The organism is Streptomyces sp. NPDC005955, from assembly GCF_042871255.1.
Taxonomy (GTDB): Bacteria; Actinomycetota; Actinomycetes; order Streptomycetales; family Streptomycetaceae; genus Streptomyces.
This window is the reverse complement of record NZ_JBIAIF010000009.1, coordinates 52,514-69,160: the sequence shown is the minus strand read 5'-3', so window position 1 is coordinate 69,160 and position 16,647 is coordinate 52,514. Positions and strand designations below refer to the sequence as shown.

12 protein-coding genes are annotated in these 16,647 nt (G+C 72.5%); 6 read left to right on the top strand and 6 right to left on the bottom strand.

The window, feature by feature from the left end; all coding sequences use genetic code 11:
* Positions 1-267: 267 nt before the first annotated feature.
* A complete protein-coding gene (locus ACFYOU_RS21865) occupies positions 268-792 on the bottom strand; it encodes a MarR family transcriptional regulator (protein ID WP_391307754.1) in 525 nt (174 codons plus the stop codon).
* A gap of 151 nt (positions 793-943) precedes the next feature.
* Here ACFYOU_RS21865 and ACFYOU_RS21860 point away from each other — a divergent pair, with 151 nt between their 5' ends.
* A complete protein-coding gene (locus tag ACFYOU_RS21860) occupies positions 944-2,623 on the top strand; it encodes a DHA2 family efflux MFS transporter permease subunit (RefSeq protein WP_391307752.1) in 1,680 nt (559 codons plus the stop codon).
* 86 nt (positions 2,624-2,709) lie between these two features.
* Here ACFYOU_RS21860 and ACFYOU_RS21855 read toward each other — a convergent pair whose 3' ends face one another.
* The gene (locus ACFYOU_RS21855; protein ID WP_391307750.1) at positions 2,710-3,141 is read right to left on the bottom strand and encodes a DUF4440 domain-containing protein; all 432 of its coding nucleotides are present in this window, start codon (positions 3,139-3,141) and stop codon (positions 2,710-2,712) included.
* Positions 3,142-3,510: 369 nt separating this feature from the next.
* Here ACFYOU_RS21855 and ACFYOU_RS21850 point away from each other — a divergent pair, with 369 nt between their 5' ends.
* Positions 3,511-3,786, top strand: coding sequence for a hypothetical protein (locus ACFYOU_RS21850; RefSeq protein WP_391307748.1), 276 nt, complete (start codon positions 3,511-3,513; stop codon positions 3,784-3,786).
* Positions 3,787-3,867: 81 nt separating this feature from the next.
* On the opposite strand, the gene ACFYOU_RS21845 is transcribed toward ACFYOU_RS21850, so the two are convergent.
* Complete coding sequence (locus tag ACFYOU_RS21845) at positions 3,868-4,545, bottom strand: methyltransferase domain-containing protein (RefSeq protein WP_391307746.1); 678 nt, start codon at positions 4,543-4,545, stop codon at positions 3,868-3,870.
* A 173-nt stretch (positions 4,546-4,718) separates the two neighbouring features.
* On the opposite strand from ACFYOU_RS21845, the gene ACFYOU_RS21840 reads away from it, so the two are divergent.
* The 3 genes from ACFYOU_RS21840 to ACFYOU_RS21830 all read left to right on the top strand — a co-directional run bounded on the left by ACFYOU_RS21840 (position 4,719) and on the right by ACFYOU_RS21830 (position 8,744).
* The gene (locus ACFYOU_RS21840; RefSeq protein WP_391307745.1) at positions 4,719-6,134 is read left to right on the top strand and encodes a hypothetical protein; all 1,416 of its coding nucleotides are present in this window, start codon (positions 4,719-4,721) and stop codon (positions 6,132-6,134) included.
* 94 nt (positions 6,135-6,228) lie between these two features.
* Positions 6,229-7,491, top strand: coding sequence for an AAA family ATPase (locus ACFYOU_RS21835; RefSeq protein ID WP_391307743.1), 1,263 nt, complete (start codon positions 6,229-6,231; stop codon positions 7,489-7,491).
* A complete protein-coding gene (locus tag ACFYOU_RS21830; RefSeq protein ID WP_391307742.1) occupies positions 7,488-8,744 on the top strand; it encodes a VWA-like domain-containing protein in 1,257 nt (418 codons plus the stop codon). Before ACFYOU_RS21835 ends, ACFYOU_RS21830 begins: the two co-directional genes overlap by 4 nt.
* 277 nt (positions 8,745-9,021) lie before the next feature.
* Here ACFYOU_RS21830 and ACFYOU_RS21825 read toward each other — a convergent pair whose 3' ends face one another.
* Positions 9,022-10,467, bottom strand: a complete 1,446-nt coding sequence (locus ACFYOU_RS21825; RefSeq protein WP_391307740.1) for an FG-GAP-like repeat-containing protein — start codon at positions 10,465-10,467, stop codon at positions 9,022-9,024.
* 331 nt (positions 10,468-10,798) lie between these two features.
* On the opposite strand from ACFYOU_RS21825, the gene ACFYOU_RS21820 reads away from it, so the two are divergent.
* Positions 10,799-11,350: a TIGR03086 family metal-binding protein gene (locus ACFYOU_RS21820; RefSeq protein ID WP_391307738.1), complete on the top strand. Its 552-nt coding sequence runs from the start codon at positions 10,799-10,801 to the stop codon at positions 11,348-11,350.
* Positions 11,351-11,404: 54 nt separating this feature from the next.
* On the opposite strand, the gene ACFYOU_RS21815 is transcribed toward ACFYOU_RS21820, so the two are convergent.
* Both ACFYOU_RS21815 and ACFYOU_RS21810 read right to left on the bottom strand, forming a co-directional pair.
* A complete protein-coding gene (locus tag ACFYOU_RS21815) occupies positions 11,405-12,676 on the bottom strand; it encodes a DUF5933 domain-containing protein (protein WP_391307736.1) in 1,272 nt (423 codons plus the stop codon).
* Between the two features lie 422 nt (positions 12,677-13,098).
* On the bottom strand, positions 13,099-16,470 hold the full coding sequence (locus tag ACFYOU_RS21810) for a S8 family serine peptidase (RefSeq protein ID WP_391307735.1): 3,372 nt from the start codon (positions 16,468-16,470) through the stop codon (positions 13,099-13,101).
* Positions 16,471-16,647: the final 177 nt, after the last annotated feature.

The window sequence follows — 16,647 nt, the reverse complement described above, 5'->3', positions numbered from 1 at the left end:
GCACCCCGGAGGACGACGAGCGCCTGACCGGCCGGGACGCGCCGCACCCGCTCCCGACGGCGGAGGCGGACGCGCCGCACCGGCGCCAGAGCGCGTACGAGGCGTCCGAGCGGGAGGGCCCCGCACCGTCACCGGAGCGGACCCGGAGACGCCGCCGTTGCTTTCCGAGGACCGGCACGACAGCCGGCCCTCGGACTGCACCACCCACCGACCGAGGGCCTGTTGCACCGTCGCGCGGAGCGGTTGGTGGCCGACGAGTTCGGGGCGTCAGGCGTCGTCGGGGCGGGGGGCGGGACCCCGACCCGGCTGGTACTCGTCGGCGAGCAGCGCCCCCATGGCGTCGCAGAGGTGCCCCACGAAGTCCTCGAACTGGCGCAGTTGCTCGGGCGGGTACTGCGCCATGGCCTCCGTCATCCGCTCCGTGTAGGCCGTGAAGAACCGTTCGGCGCGCGGGCGGATGCGGGGGCTCGACCGCAGGGTGACGACCCTGCGGTCGGAGTGCTCCCGGGTACGGACGACGCACCCGGCCGCTTCGAGCCGGTTGAGCAGGATGGTCGTCGCCCCGGACGACAGCGACACCCGTTCGCTCAGCCGGGCGGGCGACAGGGGGGTGCCCTTGTCCTCGGCGTAGAGGATCTCCGCGAGTGCCGCGGCGTCGGTGGAGTGGAGCCCCAGCCAGGACGCGAACCGCCGGGTGAACTCCGTGTAGTTCGCCCCGAAGGCCCGCAACCCCTCCATGAGGCGGTCGCGCTGCTCCTCAAGGTCCACGGACTCCGGCCTCTCGATGGACATGCGTCGTTTCCGATCCGTTCCGATGACCCCGACAGCACGGTGCGCGCCGTCAGCGCGGCCAACCGCTCGATTGACAACCTACCCCGGCGAAACTACCTTTGCCACAAAGTTAGTTAGCTTTACCGCAAAGGTAACTCCAAGTGGGGGAAGAATGACCGAACGTACGGAGTCGGCGGGTGGCGGGGTGCCGTCCGTGGGCGCGGAGCCGCCCTCCCGGCGGCAGTGGCTCGGGCTGATCGCCGTGTCCCTGGGCGTGGCCCTGATCGTCGTGGACATCACGATCGTCAATGTGATCCTGGCCCCGATCATCGACGACCTCCAGGTCACCTCGATCGAGGCCCAGTGGGTGCAGGAGTCGTACGCGATCGTCTTCGCCGCGCTGCTGTTGGTCACCGGTCGGCTGACCGATCTGCACGGCGCGCGGCGGGTGTTCCTCGTGGGTCTCGCCGTCTTCGGCCTGACCAGTGTGGCCGCAGCGCTCGCCCCCAACGGCGGACTGCTGATCCTCGCCCGTTTCCTCCAGGGCATCGGCGGGGCCATGATGCTCCCCTCGTCGTTGACGCTGGTGAACGCGACCTTCACCGGTCGGGCGCGCGGCCAGGCGTTCGCCGTCTGGGGCTCGACCATCGGCGCGGCGGCGGCCGTGGGGCCGGTCCTGGGCGGCTGGCTCGCGGATCTGTCCTGGCGCTGGGCCTTCGGCATCAACGTGCCGCTGGTGGCCCTGGTCGCCCTCGGCGTCCTGCGCTACTTCGCCGCCTCACCGCGCACCCGTGGGCGGGTCGACGTACCGAGCGGCGTGCTGTCCGCGGTCGCGCTGGGGCTCCTGGCGTTCGCCCTCATCGAGGGCCGTACCCACGGCTGGCTGCTCACCACGGAGCCCCTCGTCGTCGGCGGGGCCTCCTGGAGCGGGGGGCCGTCCCCCGTCTTCGTCGCGTTCGTCGTGTCCGTGCTGACCGGCCTGGCGTTCTGGCGGCGCCAACGGGCCCTGTGGCAGCGCGACAGCGAACCGCTGATGGACGTGCGACTGTTCGCCATCCCGTCGTTCCGCAACGGGAACGCCGTCACCCTGATCGTGGGTCTCGGCGAGTTCGGCATCATCGCGGTGCTTCCCCTGTGGTTGCAGTTCACCCTCGACTACACCGCGTTCCAGGCGGGCCTGTCCCTGGTGGCGATCGCGGTGGGCAGCTTCTTCGCGAGCGGGGCCAGCTTCTCGATGTCCGCGTCCGCCCTCACCCTGGTGCGGATCGGGCTGGCGTTGGAGGCGGTGGGGATGGCGGTGCTGGGGCTGGTCGCCTCCGTCGACGCACCCTGGTGGCCCGTCGCCTTCGCCCTCTTCGTGTACGGGATCGGGGTCGGTTTCGCCACCGCCCAGGTGACCAACATCGTGCTGGTGGACGTCCCCGCGCACAGCGCCGGGCAGGGGTCGGGCATCCAGAGCGCGGCGCGCGAACTGGGCGCCGCGCTGGGCATCGCGGTGCTCACCACGCTGTTCTTCAGCACCCTCACGTCCGGGCTGCGCGATCGGCTCACCGACGCGGGGACGCCGACGGCGGAGGCGGACCGGCTCAGCGGTGCCGTCACGGACAGCGCGGGGTCAGCGATCCCCGCACTCGCGGACGACCCCCGGACCGTCGGCGCCGCGCGGGCCGCACGCGAGGCGATGACCTCCGGGGTGGAGATCGCCAGCTACCTCTGTGCCGGGCTGCTCGTCCTGGCCCTCGCGGCCACGGCGTTCGTCGCCCCGAAGCGGGAGCGGGCCGGGGCGGCCGGCCCGGCCGCGACGGAACCGACCGACGCGGAGCCGGCCCGGGCCGAACGGGGCGGGCACTGACCGGGGCGACGGACCGGGAGGAGAGGCCGGGGCGGTAGGGGGCGCCACGGGGCCCGCGCGTTCACGCGCGGGCTCCGTCCGCGGCGTCAGCGGAGGTTGTCGCCCCACCCTCCCTGGATCATGGTCTGGAAGGCCCACTGACCGTCCCGCTTGACCAGGACGTCGGCGTACCGCAACTGCTGGGTGGCACCGCCCGCCGTCATCGTCGAGTCGGTGAAGACGACGGCCATCGCGGGACTCAGGAAGACCGGGGTGCGAACGGACTCGAAGGTGATGTCATCGGACCCCTCTCCCATCACGTGCGTCATGGTGTCGATGAACTGCTTGCGGTCCCACTGGGCCGAGGCGCCCTCGCCCGCGGAGTCGTCGCTGACGAGGTTCAGGGGGAAGACGGCGAGGTCCGCCATCCGCTCGACGTCCCGTCGCGCCGCGGCCGCATCGTACTCCGCGAACCAGGCCTGGACACCGGCGTGGTCGGCGGCGGTCGGGGTGTATCCGGCGTCGGGAAGCTGGGTCACGCGCATTCCTCCAGGGAGTTGATCACAAGTGCTGACCTGATCAAAGTAGACCCGCCGACATTCATTAGTCAAACTTGATTACTTGAATGTGGCGCAGCTCACCGCCTTGCGTCGGGAGCAGGTGGGCGGCGCCACCGCCGCCGGTGGTGGGGGCCGGCGCGTGAAACGATGGCGGCATGGCACCACAGTCCAGCCCGGAGGAACGCGGCCGCTACGGGCGGCGCCACCCGCGGCCCGGCCTCACCACGGCCTCCGTGGTGGCGGCCGAACACCTGTAGCCGCTCCTGGGGCAGCACCACCGACTACCGCTGTTTCTCCGGCTACGGCCCGGACCGCGGTCCGGGCCGACCGTCCTGGTCGTCCTACGCCGTGCCGGCCGCCCTGCTCGGCAAGCGGTTGAGCATGACGGTGACCGCCCGGCGCACCGGTCACCCCGCGGGGACGGCCACCTCCGCGGCGGTCACCGTGGCCAAGGGCAGCGCGCCCAAGGCCACCAGGTCGCCCACGATCTCCGGCACGGCCGAGGTGGGCAGGAAGCTGACGGCCCGGCCGGGGACGTGGACGCCCGCGGCGACCTCCTTCGGTTACCGGTGGTACGCGAACGGCCGGGCGATCTCCGGCGCGACGAAGTCCACGCTCACCTGAAGGACCGAACCGGGTGTCGTCGTGCCCCGTCACCGCACGTGCGGTGACGGGGCACGCGTCCGTCTCCGGCCGGCGGCCCCCCTACGCCTGCCGCCGCGGCCCCGCCGTCTCGGCGCCCGTCGTCCTCGCCCGCTTCTCGAAGACCAACTGGCTCCAGTGCACGCCGTCCCGACCGAGACGGTCCTCGCCGCCACCCCGGTGGAGCAGGAAGAGCCCGTGTGCGGCGGCGAGTTCGACCGTCTCCGCCGCCGGCACGTCGAACATCCGCCGGTCGTGCGGCGGCTCCCCGTGCCGCAAGGTGATCACCAGGCGTCCGCCCTCGGTGAGCAGTTCGCCCAGCCGGGCCATGGCCGGCGGCCGTTCGTCGCGGTCCAGATGCATCCACACGGCCGAGAGGAGCAGCAGCCCGAAGGGGCCCTGCACGGAGGCCAGTTCCGGCAGTGCGTCCGCCAGCCAGACGATCTCCTCCGGATGCAGACGCACCGCGGTCTCCCGCATCGCCGGCACCGGTTCGACCGCCGTGACCGCGAAGCCCAGCCGGGCCAGTGCGGCGGCGTCCCGTCCGCTGCCCGCTCCGATGTCGGCGACCGCGGCGGGCGGCACGGGCAGGAACGGCACCACGTCCTCGTACAGGGCCGGGAAGCTCAGGCCCTCGTACCGTGCGGCCAGTTCCGCCGCGTGCTGCTCGTAGTACCGCTGCGCACCGGACCGTGGCTGCGCCCGCGGTGCGTCCGGCTCAGCGAAGTCCCTGAAGTCCATGCCGGAACCCTACGGCCCGCCCCGGACGGGGTCAGTCGTGCGCGGTTGCGGCGGCCGTGGCAGGGGCCGGCGGAAAAGACCTGGAAGACCACGGCCGGGAGGGGTAGCCTGCCGCCGATGACTACTCCTTCCCTCCGCAGATTGGGGGCCCCGTCCGCGCAAGGTGAGTGCTGATGCTCACCGAGACCGCCGACCGGGTTGCCCGCTTGTCCCTGTGGCTGCGCGTGCGCGAGTTCGCCGTGCCACCGTCCATGATCGAAATCGCGACCGTCCGTCGTTCCGTCGGGGACTGGGCGGGGGCGTGCGCCGCCGCTGGCGTCGACGTCGATCTCGACCTCCGCTCCACTGCCCGCACGCACGGCCGGGAGCTCGCGTCCCGGGTCCGGACGGACCTGCGGGCACTCGCACCCGACCTGTTGCGCTGGCACCTACCGAGGGTCGCCCCCGACGGGCTGCTCCGCCCGGGGCTGACCGTCGGCCTCGCCCGGTACGACACGGAAGACGGTGACGACCGCCGACGGGTGCACCTCGTGGCCCGTACTCCCCCGGCCTGGGCGGACGGGGGCCAACGCATCAGCCTCGCACTGTGGGACGGGTCCCCGCACGGGGCCGGCGCCCACCCCCGGCCCCGTCCCAGCCGCCGGTTCCGGCTGGACCTGCACCGTCATCTGTGGGACGCGCGCCGAACGGGCGAGCTGCGGTTCCGGTCCGGCGCCGACCGCCCACCCTCCCCGGTCAGTGAGCCCTCCCCCGTCCGGCAGTTGGAGCACGGGCACGCACCGTTGCCGGAGGTCGTGGAACAGCACTGCGCCGTCGACCGGTGGGCCGCCGAGGCGGGCGTCCTGCTCCGCTCCGAAGGTCGGAGCACCGGTACCGTCACCGTGCGGCTGCGGGCACGGCACCGGCTCGTCCTCGGGGTGGACGGCGAGCGGGACGGCCCCGGGCCACCGGCACTCCGGGTGGTCGGCGGGCAGCGTGACGGCAGCGTCTCCGCGTTTCCGGTGCTGCCCCACGCGGCCACCTGGGTGCTCCCCGATCTGGAACTGCTGCGCAGCGGCTCCCTCGACGCCGACCGGCTGCACCCGCTGGTCGCCGCCGCGTTGGCCCCCGACGCCCGACCGTCCGGTCCCGTCCGACCGCCGGACCGGTCGGCGCGCTCCCGTGTGGTGGAGTGCCGGGGAGCTCGGCACCGACTCGGCCTCGTCAATGGCGTGTTGACGCCGTTGGACCACGGAGCCGTCGAGCTGCGGCGTGAGGAACTGCTCCTCGCGCTGACCGGGACGCCGCTGCCCTGTCTACGGGCCGTCGACGAGGCCCACCGGCACCCGGAGCGCCTCACGGACATCCGGGAGCGACTGAACCACGGGGACACCGCCGGTGCGCTGGCCGTCGTCGAAGAGCTCCTGGGTCCGGCCGCGCTGCTGCGGACCGGCGCGCTGCGGGACGCGCTGGAGGAGGCCGTCCAACGGCGGATCTCCTACGGCCTGTTCCGGGCGGGACTCGCCGAACCGGGCCCCCGTCAGCTCCGGCCGGGTCCGGACCGCCCCCGTGACCACCGTTCACATCCGCGTCACACGACCGCTCGCTGACCCGAGGCGTCTCGCCCTCGCGCCCCCGTTCCACCCCGCTTTCACGCGCTTCCGCATGCTTCCGCACTCGACGAATCCCCCAAGGTGATCAGACATGCCCGTGTTCGCTCCGTCCGTTCCATCCGTTCCATCCGCCGACCCGGTCCCTGCCGGCGGTCTCGGCACCGCCGATGAACTCCTGAGTCTGCTGCGCGCCACCACCACCGAGCCACGGCCCGACGACCAGTTGGAGGCGCTGACCCTGGCAGTCGCCGCCGACCTGCCGGTGCTGCTGTGGGGTGAGCCGGGCATCGGCAAGACCGCGGCCCTGACCCAACTCGCCGATGCCCTCGACCTCCCGCTGACCACGGTGATCGCCAGCGTGCACGAGCCGTCCGACTTCTCTGGGCTGCCCGTGCTCGGGGACGACCCCGCGGAGCAGGGGGTTCCGATGGCCCCGCCGGACTGGGCCGTGCGCCTGGTGCGGGCCGGCCGGGGCCTGCTGTTCCTGGACGAACTGTCGACCGCGCCCCCGGCCGTTCAAGCCGCTCTGCTCCGTCTCGTGCTCGAACGCCGCATCGGGGCGCTGCGGCTGCCGTCCGGGGTCCGGATCGTCGCGGCGGCCAACCCGCGGTCCTCGGCGGCGGACGGCTGGGAGCTGAGCGCACCGCTGGCCAACCGGTTCGTGCACCTCCAGTGGACGCATGACCCCGAGGTCGTCGTCCGCGGTCTCGGCGGGACCTGGCCGCTGGCGGCCTTGCCCCGCCTCGAACCGTCCGCCCTGGCCGGGGCGGTGGCCTTCGCACGTCGTGCGGTGTGCGGGTTCCTCGCCGCACGGCCCGGGCTCGTACACCGCCTCCCCGGCAACGAGACCCGTCGGGGCGGCCCCTGGCCCTCCCCCCGGAGCTGGGACATGACCCTGTGCCTGATCGCCTTCGCGACGGCCGCCGGGTCCTCCCGAGAGGTGCTTTCCGCACTGGTCAGGGGCACCGTGGGGGACGGTCCGGGGCTGGAGTTGCTGGCCTTCCTGGACCGGATGGACCTGCCGGACCCCGAGGAACTCCTCGCCGATCCGACGGGTGCGGTCCTGCCCGAGCGGGGCGACCTGCGCCAGGCCGTGCTCGACGGTGTGGTGGCGGCCGTCCGCGCCCGCCCCGAGAAGTCGCGTTGGGACGCCGCCTGGGTCCTGCTGGGTCGGGCGGTGGAGACCGGTCCCCCGGACCTCGTGGTCGTGCCCGCCACCACCCTGGCCACGCTGCGCCGCGAGGACTGGGACGTACCGGCGTCGATCGAACGGCTCGCCGGAGTGGTCGGCCTCGCCCGGCGTGCGGACGACGTGGCGGTCCGCTCCGCGACCGGAGCGCAGGCAGGGCGGTGAACGCGAACCCGTTCCCGGGCCTGGACCGGGAGAAGCTGTTCGCCGCGCGGCTGCACGCCGTCCGGGTCCGGCCCTATCTGGCGACCGCTCTGTTCGCCCTGCACCCCGTGGAGTCACGGCGGGTGCCGACGATGGCCGTCGACGCGTACTGGCGCTGCTACGTCTCACCGGCGTTCGTGGCACGGACGCCGGTGGAGGACCTGGCGGCGGTGTGGGTGCATGAGGTGTCCCATCTGCTGCGCGATCACCACGGGCGCAGCTCCCGGATCGCCCGGCAGGAAGGGCTGACCGGACCGGGGGACCGGCTCCGCATGAACATCGCCGCGGACTGTGAGATCAACGACGACGTCTTCGGCGACGGGCTGGTCCGGCCGAAGGGCGCCGTCCAGCCGGGACCCCTGGGCCTCCAGCCGGGCAAACTCATGGAGGACTACCTGCGGCTGTTCCGGATCGGACCGCTCGCTCCGGAGCTGGCCTGGCTGGACTGCGGCAGCGGCGCCGACGGGCGCGAACGGGAGTGGGACCTGGGGCCCGAGGGGGCGCACGGACTCAGCACCCAGGAGCGGGACGCGGTCCGGTTCCGGGTGGCCCGGGGCATCAACGGCCGTCCGGGCGACACCCCGAAGGGATGGCGACGGTGGGCGGAGGAGGTGTTCCACCCGCCGCAGCCGTGGCGGGAGTTGCTGGGGGCCGCGGTCCGCGCCGCGGCCTCCGGCTCGGGCGGCGGCCAGGACTACTCCTACGGTCGTCCCGCACGGCGCTCCCCCGGGGTGCCCGGCGTCGTCCTGCCGAGTCTGCGGCGCAGACCGCCCCGGGTCGCCGTCGTCATCGACACCTCGGGGTCCGTGAGCGACACCGAACTGGGGAGCGCGCTCCTGGAGGTCACCGCGATCTCCCGGGCCGTGGGCGGGCGCCGCGACCTCGTCACCGTGGTCCCGTGCGACGCCGCCGCCCGGATCGCGCACCCGCTGTGCAAGGCCGAAGGCGTCCCCTTGGTGGGCGGCGGCGGTACGGATCTGCGCGCGGGGTTCGCCCGGGCGCTCCGTGCCGGGCCGCGGCCGGACGTCGTGGTGGTCCTCACCGACGGCCACACGCCCTGGCCGGACGGCCGGCCGCCGTGTCGGACGGTCGTGGGGCTCTTCGCCCGTTCGGCCACGGGGTCGTGGAGCGAGGACGATCCCCACCACGTGCCCGACTCACCGCCCGCGTGGGCGCGCGTGGTCACCATCGGGTCCACCCCGGCGACCCGCTGAGGGTTCCTCCCGGACGCGCCCGTCGAGGTGACGTCCGCGCAGGACGGGGCGGCGGGGCGGTTCGCGGTGCAGGACATCCGGACCCGCCGGTACGGGGGACGCGCCGCGCGTCGTCCCGACCGCGCGCGGTGGAGGGCGGGTCCTGCCGGATCGCCGTCCGTGGTGTCACGCTGCCGCGCCTGCCGTGGTCAGGACCCCGTGCGCCGACCGGTGTTCCGGAAGCCGCACGGGGTGGCCCGCGGGGTCCCCGCGGGCGCTGCCGACCTCTGCGCGGGTCTCAGCCCGCGAGGACCTCACCGAAGTACGACAGTCCGGTGGCTCCACCGACCGTACCGGCGCCGAACGACGTCGACCCGGTGGCCGTGATGGAGCTCCGCCCGGCCGGGAAGAGCCACACCGAGCCCGCGCCGTCGTTCTCGGCGAAGGCGCCGACCACCAGTTCGGCGCGACGGTTCCCGTCGCTGTCCACGAGCTTGACGGACGCCCCGAACTGGTCGTGGGACTCGCCGGTGCCGGGCACCCCCGCCGTGTTCTGCGTGAAGGTCTTGGCGCCGCTGCCGGTCAGTCCGCCGGTGGAGCCGTGCAGCACGGTGACGGAGCCCGTGGCCTTCCGGCTCCCGGTGGCCTCACCGGTCGCGCCGACGGCGACGTCGGCGTGGCCGTCGCCGTTGGTGTCACCGGCCGACAGGCTCCAGCCGAAACGGTCTCCCGGCGTGGCGCTGCCGGGGACACCGGCGGTGTCCTGGGTGATGCGCACCGGGGTGCGGGTCGACAGGCCGGCGGCGCTGCCGTAGGTCACGGTGATCGCTCCGCCGCGTCCGCCGTGGGGTTCGTCGGCGGCCTTCTCCATGAAGTTGCCGGTGACGATGTCGCCGTAACCGTCCTTGTTCACATCGGCGATGACCGCCTCGTACCCGCCGGCGACCTTGCCCGAGGACTTGAGGCCGGTCGTGGACCCCTTGTAGAGGACGCTGCGGGTCGGGAACTGGTCACCGCTCTGCTGCTGGCCCATGACCAGGAGGTCGGTCGCGCGGTCCCCGTTGACGTTCCCCGCGACGATCTTGTCGGCGCTGACCCCGGTCTGCCGCGAGGTGTCGATGCCGGTCCGGCCCGCCGCCTTGCCGGAGCGGGAGATCGGCCCCTTGAAGACGTTCAGCCCGGTGCTGGAATTGCTGAGGGCGGCCAGGTCGACCCGCCCGTCCCCGTCGAAGTCCCCGGTCGCGACGTCCCAACCGATCGCTGCGCGGTGGGTGGGCAGCGGCGACGACAGGTCGACGCCCGACGACAGACCGCGCGAGCCGCCCCAGACGACGGTGACGACGCCGAAGGAGTCCGTGTTGCCGACGCGTTCCCGGTGCACGCCGACCACCAGGTCGGTGTGACCGTCACCGTCGAGGTCACCCGTGGTGAGACGGTCACCGAAGTGGTCGTCCTTCTCCGGCACACCCGGAACGCCCGGGGTGGCCTGGCTGATGAGGGCGCGCTTGGACGTGTCGAGGCCGTTCTTGGTGCCGTAGACCACGGCCACGTATCCGGCTCCCGCCCGTCCGTCGACCTTGCCCAGGGGCGCGGCGATCGCAAGGTCACGGTATCCGTCGCCGTTGAAGTCGCCCGGCAGCCCGGACGGCGCGGCAACGGCGCTGCCTCCGGTGGCGAGCAGGAGCCCGCCGACGAGAGCGGCCGACGCCGTGGTCGACAGGGCGGCGCGGAGGTGATGTCGCATAGGTGTCTTCTTCTTCCTGCGGCACGGTGGACGTAGAAATCGCCCAGCCGAATCGGTGTTGTCGGACCGATCACCTGCGGGCGGGGGCTGGCCCTGACGGACCTCCTGTACCGTGCACGGATCGTCCGGCGCAGGTGTGACGCCCGAAGGGGCCCGGAGGTTGTACGGCTCCGACGAACTGCGGAACGCCACTCACCGGCCCGTTTCCGCGCCGCGCTTTCGTCATCCGGGGGCGCCGGGAGGGTACGCACGGGGATGATCATTCGTGGAAGGGCACGGCGGGGGCTGCGCGCGCGGCCCCAGGTACGTGACCGGGGAGAGGGAGAACCACATGGAATCCAGCATCCGAGACCTGTACGGGCGCATCGCGGACCGGTTCGGCGACCTGATCGAGAACTGTCCACCGGGGAAGTGGGACCAGCCCTCCCCGTGTCCCGGGTGGTCCGCCCGGGACGTCGCCGCGCACGTCGTCTCCAACCATCGCAGGGCCGTTGCCGGACTGGACGGGTCGGCCTACCGCGCGCCGGGTCGGGACGACGACCTGCTCCTGGCGTGGCGTGCGGCTTCCGCCGCCGTCCGGGCCGGTCTACGTGACCGGGCAACGGCCGGCGTACTGCTGGGCGAAGAGTTCGGCGGGATCCCCTTCGCGGAGTTCGTGAAACGCATGGCGTGTGCCGACACCTTGGTCCACACCTGGGACCTCGCCCGAGCGACGGGGCAGGGCGAGGCCCTGGACGCCGAAGGCGTGTCGGTCGCCCTGGCCGTGTTGCTCCCCGAGGACGACGACATCCGCCTGCCCGGGGCCTTCGGCACGAAGGTCCCTTCGGCCACCGGCGCGGACCCGCAGACCCGTCTGTTGAACTTCCTGGGCCGAAGGCCCTGACGACCCTGATTGCACGGAGGTGCCGGCCCCGTCGGGGGCCGGCACCGACCCGGCTCACACCAGTTCGAAGCGCTGGTTCGGCTGCCGCGTGGGGGCGGGCTTCGCGTCCCACGCCTTGGTGGTCCGCATGTAGAGGTAGATCACCGAGATCATCGCCAGGATGAGGAGGGGGCCGAACACCCACGGGTAGGTGGCCATCTCCATCGACAGGTACCGGTACGAGATCAGGAACGCGGTGAAGACCGTGGCACCGTAGGTGACCAGCAGGACGCCCGCCCGGTCCCAGCCGCGGTCGAGCGCACGCAGCGCCGCCTCGATGGTGAGGGTGAACACCACACCGGCCACGAGGTCGACACCGTAGTGGTAGCCGAATCCCAGCGTCGCGCTGAGCGTGGCGATCAGCCAGATCGTGCCTCCGAGCCGCAACAGGCGCGGCCCCTTCCGGGAGTGGAGGAAGATCGCGACGGCCCACGCCGTGTGCAGGCTCGGCATGCAGTTGCGCGGGGTGATCTCGTCGAAGGGCATGTGTTGGGGCGTGGTGAGACTCGGCGAGGTGTCCGGCCACAGGTTCGCCACCGCCCAGTGCCCGCCGTCGGCGCCGTAGGCGAAGATCGGCCCCACCACGGGGAAGATCATGTAGATGCCGGGGCCGAGCAGTCCGATGACCAGGAAGGTGCGCACCAGGTGGTGACCCGGGAACCGGCCTTCGGCGGCCACGTGACGCAGCTGGTACACGGCGAAGACGACCGCGGCGACCGCGAGCTTCACATAGACCCAGTCCAGGACGTTGGCGCCGACCGGGCCGGTGGCGTTGACCAGTCGGCCCACCCACCACGACGGGTTGCCCAGCGCGTGATCGGCGGTCGCCACGTACTGGTCGAGCACCTCGGGGCGGGTCTTCGACGTGATCAGCAGCCAGGTGTCACCGGTCTTCCGGCCGGCCACCAGCAGCAGGCCCAGCCCGACGCCCTTCAGCAGGAAGACGCGCTCCGGGCCGGTGCGACGCACCACCGCGATGACCGCCCAGCCGATGACCACCCACAACGCGCCGTTGCCGTACCCCTGCTCGGCGCCGAGCGGCCACCGCACGAGCGCGAAGACGACGTCGATGCCGACCGCGATCCCGGCGGAGATGAACCGCTGCCGCCAGGGGAGCACCACCATCATCAACGCCATGCTGGCGTACAGCAGGGGCCCGGACGCGGGGCGGAGCACCACTTCCCGTGCCTGGTGGACGATCGGCCCCGGCAGGTCGTACCGACGCGCGGCGATCTCCAGTGCGACCAGGAACGCGAGGGCCACCACACTCGCCGTGGCCCACAGCACCACCCGCGGTTGACGCCATGCAGCGAACCCAGCCCTGGAACCTATTCGTGAGAAAAACTGCGATATTACACGTATCAACTGTTTGGCCGATTTGTTATTGGATTCGATGGGAAGGTCGTTCTCCGCGCCGGGCGGCACGTTCCAAGTGGGGTCGGGGGGCAGGACGATCACCGATAATCCGGTCATGTTATCGAATCGGCTCGGGTGGTCCCGGTTGCCGACCTGGTCCGCTACCGAGCGTCCCGCCCCCGTCGCCGGCAGGCACGGCCACCGGGCCCGGCATCGGCCCACCTCGCTCCCGCGGGCGGCGAGGTGGGCGGGCGAACCGCCGCCGAAGAGGTCGTCCGCTCTCTTCCCCTCCGACGGGGAAGGTCCCCCCGCCCGGTTCACGGGCGGGGGGACCTTCTTGCGCGCGCCGGTGGTTACTTGCCGCGGTACGCGTCGTACACGGTCACGCTGGCCTTGCCGCCCCGGGTGTCGGCGACCTCGCCGCGCAGGGCGACCGTCTGCCCCCGGGCGGGGTTCTTGACGGTGATCTTCCCCTTGGCGACGGGCGTCTGCTGCCAGGTCGTACCGCCGTCGTAGGAGACGGAGACGGCCAGGGACTTCAGCCCCGCGCCCGCCGCGGGCCCCTGCACCGTCACCGGGTAGGTCACCGTACGGTCCGCCGCAACGGTGCCGTCCAGGTCGACCCGGGCGCCGAACCGCACGGTGGACAGGCCGGTGCGCGTCTCCCCGTCCGTCGGCGGCTTCGCGCTGCGGAAGGTCCAGGAGCCGTCGATGCGGGTGCCGACGGCGGAGACCGCCTGGTCCCGCGTGGCCGAGGTGCTCAGGGTGTACTCGGCGTCGTCGGCGCCGACCGCGTAGGACTTCCAGGTCTCCGGTGTGTTGCCCACCTCCCCGATCTTGGTGGTGCCCTGGTGGAGCGTGGTCTTCGCCGAGGAGTACCAGGACTGGCCGACGTTGCCCCGGCCGTCGGAGAACAGCGGCACGAACGCCGTGAGCCTGTTCCCCTCCCGGAAGACACCGGTCCGTTCGTGCATCAGCGGGGAGTGCACGGCGGAGCCGAGGGTCATCCGGTGGCTCGTGCCCGGGCGGAACTCCCGCTCCGGGGCGGTGTACTCGATCTCCTCCGACCCGTGGACGTCGAGGTGCTGCGACCCGGACAGGGACCAGAGGTTCGCCTTCCCGTCCGTGGCCAGATGGTGGGTCCGGGAGCCGGGGAGGGCGAAGGAGTACGCGGAGTTGAAGTCGAACCGGTCCTTCCCGCCCAGCGCCGTCGTGTGCCCGTTCTTCCCCTGGACGGAGGCCCCGAGGGTCGCGGTGACCTTGGCGAAGTCGTCGGCCTCGAACCTCTTGGTGTAGCCGGTGAAGAGCCGCTCCACCTCGCCGCCGGCGGCGAGGCCGTACTGGGTCGCGGCATCGCGTTCCCGCTGGGCGTAGAGGGCGGACCTGAGCTTGACGCCGGTGGGTCGCTCCGGGCCCAACTGGGCCGTGCGGAAGTCGTCGAAGGTGGTGAAGCTGTTGATGTCCTCCAGGGACCGTTCACCCATGCTGATGGAGTGCGTCGCCCAGGCGGCGGTCATCCGGGCCTGGGGGTCCGGAACCGTCATCACGACGGGCTCGGCGGCCCGGGCATCGACGGTCAAGGCGGTGTTCTTCGTCAACGCCAGGCGGGGGTGGACCAGTTGGTCCATGCCACCGGTCTCCTGGTAGAGGCTGGCCTGGAGCGCGTAGTCCCCGCGCGGCAGGCGGAGCTTGGCGGTGCTGCCCTCGCGCAGGGTGACGGAGACGTCGCCCGCGCCGGAGAGCTGGCGCAGGCGCGTGAAGAAGTTCGCGTTGGGCGTTCCGTCACGGCCCACGAAGTCGAGGCTCAGGTCGTACGACTCGACCTCGCGGTCCACGGACGCCGTGGTGCGCACGCTCTGGCCGCCGCCGGTCGCGGTGACGACGGCGGTGTAGATGCCGTTGACGTCTCCGCCGATCCGGGTGTCCGCGGTGAAGGGCACGGTGACGGTGCCGCCCGCGGGAAGGGTGACCTGGTGCGTCCCGAGGGTGAAGAAGCCGGCGGGGGCGGGGGCGCCCAGGAGGTCGAGCCCCTTGACCGTCAGGTCGAGGGTGATCTCCCGGGTGCCGTGGTTGCGGTAGGTGAGGTGTTTGGCGACGGGCTGGTCATCGGTGTGCGGCCACTGCTGCCGGCCGAAGGAGAGGCTTGACTCGTCGGCGGTCACGGTCTGTTCGACGGCGCGGTCGGCCGTCAGCCGGCCGGCCCCCTGCTGGAACACGGAGTACCCGCCGTCCTGGGCGGATCCGGTCAGCGCGGCCTTGAGCCGTTCGCCCGACCAGCCGGGGTGCCGCTGCTTGAGCAGTGCTGCGGCGCCCGCCACGTGCGGCGCCGCCATGGACGTGCCGCCGATGGAGAAGTAGCCGGCCGGGTTCTCGCCGACCTGCCCGGCGATGTGGCTACCGGGGGCCGACGCCGCGGTGATGCCCACACCGGGAGCGGTGATGTCCGGTTTGATCGCGCCGTCGTGCAGCGGACCGACACTGGAGAAGAGGGCGATCCGGTCCGCGTCGTCCACGGCGCCAACGGTGAGGGCGGCTTCCGCACTGCCCGGGGAACCGACGGAACCCGGAGTCGGTCCTTCGTTGCTGGCGGAGACGGTGAAGAGGACGCCCTTCTCCTTCGACACCCGGTTGATGTGGGCTTCGAGCGGGGTGACCTCCGGGGTGTCACCCGAGCCGAAGCTCATGCTGACGATGTCGGCGCCCCGTCCCACGGCCCAGTCGACGGCGGCGATGGCCCCCGACTCCATGGTCCCCATGTCGTTCATGATCTTGCCGTTGAGGATCTTGGCCCCGGGGGCGACCCCCTGGTACGTGCCGCCGGACTTGGCACCGGTGCCGGCCGCGATCGAGGCGATGTGCGTGCCGTGCCCGTGCCGATCCTTGGTGTCCGGGGAGGAGGTGAAGTTCGCCGCCCCGATCACCTGCGTCGCCAGGTCCGGATGGGTTTCGTCGACCCCGCTGTCCAGAACCGCGATGGTGACGCCCTTGCCGTCGTACCCGGACCGCCACGCCTTCGGGGCACCGATGCGGCCCACGCTCGTGTCCAGGTTCGCGGTGTGCACCGCGTCCAGCCAGACCCGCTCGATCCCCGGGGCGCTCCCGCCGGCCCGAGCGCTCCCGCCTCCGCCTCCGCCTCCCGTTCCGGCTCCGGCTCCGGCTCCGGCTCCGGCTCCGGTGAGGACGGCCCACAACCCGCCCGCGTCCTGCTTCGGGACGGTCACCGCGTCCGCGTTGATCGACGGCAGCGTGCGCGCCAACTCCGCGTCGGTACGGACTCCCGTACGGGCTGTGGCCGCTGACGCGCCCTCGTACTCGACGATGGCCTTCAGGCCGTCGCGGTAGGCCCGTCGACCCTCGGGGCTGCTGAGCGCGGTGACGTCGAAGAGCCGCCGGTCCAGCTTTCCGGCGGTGATCAGTCGCTCGGCATCGGCCGGAACGGCGTAGGTGCTCCCCCGCTCGGTCCAACTCCGCACGGACACCTTCTCGCGGCCTTCGCCCCGTTCGACGGAGACGACCCGGTCCCGGGCGTCCACGCCGACCCGGTCCCCGGTGATCAGGGTGACCCATCGGAGTCCGGCACCGGCACTGCCGGTGGCCGTGCCGCTCCCGACGGACCCGGTGTCCGCGAAGGCCGTCGTACTGGTCGTTCCGGCGACGAGTGCCGTCGCCACCAGGGCCGAGGTGACGGTGATCGCACCGCGCCCCGGGCGTTTGTTGGAGAACAAGACTGACTCCCTGCACTGCGGGGTCGGGGGGTGAGGGGCCGGGGACGGCCCCCGCTCGCCGCTCCCGGCGGAGAAGAGAGGGAAGATCCGAAACCCGTTGTCCTCGACCTCGCTGATGGCCGAAACTCGACCTTCAGCGCTCCTCTCCGAGCAAGGCCCCACCACGCTGCGACCTGA